Source organism: Nocardioides pelophilus (assembly GCF_014180685.1).
In the GTDB taxonomy this organism is placed as follows: Bacteria; Actinomycetota; Actinomycetes; order Propionibacteriales; family Nocardioidaceae; genus Nocardioides; species Nocardioides pelophilus.
On the sequence record NZ_JACEHF010000117.1, the window covers coordinates 9385 to 13164 of the forward strand.

Below are 3780 nucleotides of genomic sequence, written 5' to 3' on the forward strand. Positions count from 1 at the left end.
GGCGACCACGGCGGCCACGATCGCACCGAAGCCCGGGTAGCGGACCTCCTCGATCGCGGGGTGGTCGCCGAGGCGGCGGGCGAGCTCGGCGGCGTTGGCCTGCGCGCGCTCCAGCCGCACGTGCAGGGTGCGCATCCCGCGCAGCGCCAGCCAGGTCTCGAACGGGCCGGGGATCGCGCCGACCAGGTCGCGCCGGCCCTTCAACGCGGTGAACACCTCGTCGTCGGCGGTGACCAGGGCGCCGAGCTGGACGTCGCTGTGGCCGGAGAGGTACTTCGTCGCCGAGTGCACGACGATGTCGGCGCCGAGCGACAGCGGCTGCTGGAGCAGGGGAGTGGCGAAGGTGTTGTCGACGACCACGCGGAGGCCGAGGTCGTGGGCCGCCTCGGCCAGCGCGGGGATGTCGGCCACCTCGAGCGCCGGGTTCGTCGGCGACTCGATCCACAGCAGGGCGCAGTCCTCGTCCTCCTTCATCGCCGCGATCACGGCGTCGGTGTCCGCGATGTCGACCAGCCGGCTGTGCAGCCGTCCCCGCGACTCGAAGTCGGCGAGCGCCATCACCGTCCCGCTGTACGAGTGCCGGGGCGCCACCACGCCACCGCCCTGCCCCACCAGGTCGAGCACCGTGGCGACGCCGGCCATGCCCGACGCGAACGCCAGCGCCCGGCCACCCTCGAGGGCTCCGAGCACGTCCTCGAACGCGGACCAGGTGGGGTTGCCGTAGCGCCCGTACTCCAGGTCGCCGGTCGCGACGTACGTCGACGCCATCGTGATCGGCGGGTTCAGCGGGGCGTCGGGCTGGTGCTCGGGGCGACCGGCCGTCACGGTGATCGTCGCCGGGCGCAGGTCGTGAGCGGGCTGGTTGTCGGATGGGGACATGGGACAACGGTAGGGTTCTGGACGATGAACGAGCCCACCGGTCGCCGTACCCGGGTCGCCGTGGTCTTCGGCGGCCGCTCCTCGGAGCACGCCATCTCCTGCGTGACCGCAGGCAGCGTGCTCAAGGCCCTCGACCGCGAGCGCTACGACGTGATCCCGATCGGCATCGCTCCCGACGGCCGCTGGGTGCTCGAGGCGGACGACCCGGACCGCCACGCGATCAAGGGACCCGACCAGCTGCCTTCCGTCGACGCCGACCGGGCGCCGGTCACGCTGTCGCGCACGGCCAGCGGGGCGGGCATCGTGGTGAGCGACCCGACGGCGCCGCCGCGCGAGCTGGGCGACGTCGACGTGGTGTTCCCGCTCCTCCACGGCCCCTGGGGCGAGGACGGCACCATCCAGGGGATGCTCGAGATGGCCGGCGTCCGCTACGTCGGCGCGGGCGTTCTCGCCTCGGCCGTCAGCATGGACAAGGCCTACATGAAGGTGGTGCTCGCCGCCGCCGGCCTCCCGGTGCTGCCGTGGACCACGGTCACGGCGCGCGAGTGGGCCAAGGATCCTGCTGCGGTGCGGGAGAGGGTCGCCGAGCTGGGCTACCCGGCCTTCGTGAAGCCGGCCCGCGGCGGGTCGAGCATCGGGATCTCCAAGGCGCACACGGAGGACGAGCTCGCCGACGCGGTCGAGAGCGCCCTCCTGCACGACCCGAAGGTGCTCATCGAGGTCTCGGCGGAGGGCGCCCGCGAGATCGAGTGCGGCGTGCTCGAGTCACTCGACGGCGGCGTCGACACGACGGTGCCGGCCGAGATCCGGATCACCGGCGACCACGAGTTCTACGACTTCGAGGCCAAGTACCTCCCCGAGGAGGCCACCGAGCTCGACGTGCCGGCACACCTGCCGGACGCGACTGCGGCCGAGCTGCGGGCGCTCGCGGCGCGCGCGTTCCAGGCCGTCGGCTGCGAGGGACTGGCGCGGGTCGACTTCTTCCTGATGCCCGACGGGTCGCTGATGGTCAACGAGCTCAACACGATGCCGGGCTTCACCCCGCTCTCGATGTTTCCGCAGATGTGGGCCGCGACCGGCCTGGACTACCCCTCGCTCGTCGACCGGCTGATCACCTTGGCGACGCAGCGCGACACCGGACTGCGCTAGAGATCGCAGCTCCCGGCCTCGCTGAGGTGCTCGGCCACGAGCGGCGACAGCTTGGCCATCACGCCCGCTTCGGCGCCGCGCAGCTCCGCGGGGACGACTGCCCGGACCCGCGGCTGGTGCCACGCCGAGGTGATCACGAGGTCGAGGTCGAGGTCGTCGTACTGCTCCGGCGGGATGTACCACGGCACGTCGTTGACCAGCTCGCACTGGGCGCCGGGGCCGAAGCCGTCGGGCTCACCGGCTCCGCAGGTCACCACGATCGGCGGGTCGCCGTAGGCGGCTGCCGGTGCGTCCGCGGGCTCGATGTCCACGCGGGGCTCGTCGGCGAGCGTCTGCGGCAGGGCGTCCGCGAACGCCTCGCACGCTGCCGCGTCGTCAGCGCCGAGATCCGGTACGTCGACCTCGACCGGCCCCCCGCAGCCCGCCAGCAGCAGGACGAGCCCGACGACTGTGATCGGCCGCATCCGCAGCGCGGCAGCGTGGCGCACCGTTTGCGACACGCTCGCGCCAAACCTAGATGTGGACGACCGGGCAGGTGAGGGTGCGGGTGATGCCGGAGAGGGTCTGCACCTTCGACACGACGAGCTTGCCCAGCTCGTCGACGTTGCGGGCCTCGGCGCGCACGATCACGTCGTACGGTCCGGTGACGTCCTCGGCGAGCGTGACGCCCTTGACCTCGGCGATTGCCTTGGCGACCTCAGCAGCCTTGCCGACGTCGGTCTGGATCAGGATGTAGGCCTGCACCACCATTGGTTGCACTCCTAGGGGTTGAGGTCGACGGACGGCTCAACCTACCGCGCAGACGCCCGGACCGCCTCTTCCGCGATGGCAGGTGGGTCCACCCCGCTGCGCCCGGTGCGATCTGGTGGGATGGGGCCGTGCCCGACGCGCTTCCCGCCCCCGACGCGACCCTGGCCGACCTCGGCGAGTTCGGTCTGATCGACCACGTCGCCCGGATCGTCGCCGACGTCGCCCCCGGCGAGGACGTGCTCGTGGGGCCCGGCGACGACGCCGCGGTGCTTCGGGTCCGCAAGGGCCACGTCCTCGTGTCGACGGACCTCATGATCGAGGGCCGTCACTTCCGCAAGGACTGGGCCGACGCGATCGACGTGGGTCACCGGGCGGCCGCCCAGAACCTCTCCGACATCAACGCGATGGGCGGCCGCGCCGTGTGGTTGACCGTGGGGTTCGCGGCGCCGCCCACGCTGCCCGCCCGATGGGCGCTGGACTTCGTCCGGGGCTTCGCCGAGGAGTGCGCATCGGTGGGTGCCGGTGTCGTCGGCGGCGACGTGACGAGCTCCGACAAGATCACGATCGCGGTGACGGTCCTCGGCTCCTGCACGGTCTCGCCCGTCGTGAGGTCCGGTGCGCAGCCCGGTGACGTGGTCGCGCTGACCGGACGACAGGGCTGGGCCGCCGGCGGGCTCGCCGTGCTGGGACGCGGGTTCCGCTCACCGCGGGTGCTGGTCGACGCCTACCGACGTCCGGAGCCGCCGTACGACGCGGGGCCGGTGGCCGCCGAGGCCGGAGCCACCGCGATGATCGACGTCTCCGACGGCCTGCTCGCCGACGCGGCGCACGTCGCGGCCGCGAGCGGGGTCGCCATCGACATCCTCTCCACGACGCTCGAGGTCCCGGAGCCGCTGGTCGCAGTCGGGAGCGCGACCGGCGCCGACCCGCTCAGCTTCGTGCTCGGCGGCGGCGACGACCACTCGCTGTTGGCGACCTTCCCCGGCGGGAGCGCGCTGCCCC

At 72.8% G+C, this 3780-nt stretch carries 5 protein-coding genes (1 of these 5 only partly in view); 2 read left to right on the forward strand and 3 right to left on the reverse strand.

The annotated features are described in order from the left end of the window. Nucleotides 1-879: the 5' portion of a trans-sulfuration enzyme family protein gene (locus H0488_RS16680; protein ID WP_446685626.1), read on the reverse strand. Its footprint begins 282 nt before the window's first position; 879 of the gene's 1161 nt are visible here — the first part of the coding sequence; it begins with the start codon at nt 877-879; its stop codon lies beyond the left edge, outside the window. A gap of 24 nt (nt 880-903) precedes the next feature. On the opposite strand from H0488_RS16680, the gene H0488_RS16685 reads away from it, so the two are divergent. Beyond that, nucleotides 904-2028, forward strand: a complete 1125-nt coding sequence (locus tag H0488_RS16685; RefSeq protein WP_183100380.1) for a D-alanine--D-alanine ligase family protein — start codon at nt 904-906, stop codon at nt 2026-2028. Here H0488_RS16685 and H0488_RS16690 read toward each other — a convergent pair. Together H0488_RS16690 and H0488_RS16695 are read right to left on the reverse strand one after the other, a co-directional pair. Further along, nucleotides 2025-2528 (reverse strand): DUF3515 family protein, encoded by a 504-nt coding sequence (locus H0488_RS16690; RefSeq protein WP_183100381.1) that lies wholly within the window; start codon nt 2526-2528, stop codon nt 2025-2027. The genes H0488_RS16685 and H0488_RS16690 overlap by 4 nt on opposite strands. Nucleotides 2529-2541: 13 nt before the next feature. Then, nucleotides 2542-2778: an Lrp/AsnC family transcriptional regulator gene (locus H0488_RS16695; RefSeq protein WP_183100382.1), complete on the reverse strand. Its 237-nt coding sequence runs from the start codon at nt 2776-2778 to the stop codon at nt 2542-2544. A 128-nt stretch (nt 2779-2906) separates the two neighbouring features. On the opposite strand from H0488_RS16695, the gene H0488_RS16700 reads away from it, so the two are divergent. After that, on the forward strand, nt 2907-3780 hold an 874-nt coding region (locus tag H0488_RS16700), incomplete at its 3' end, for a thiamine-phosphate kinase (RefSeq protein ID WP_183100383.1).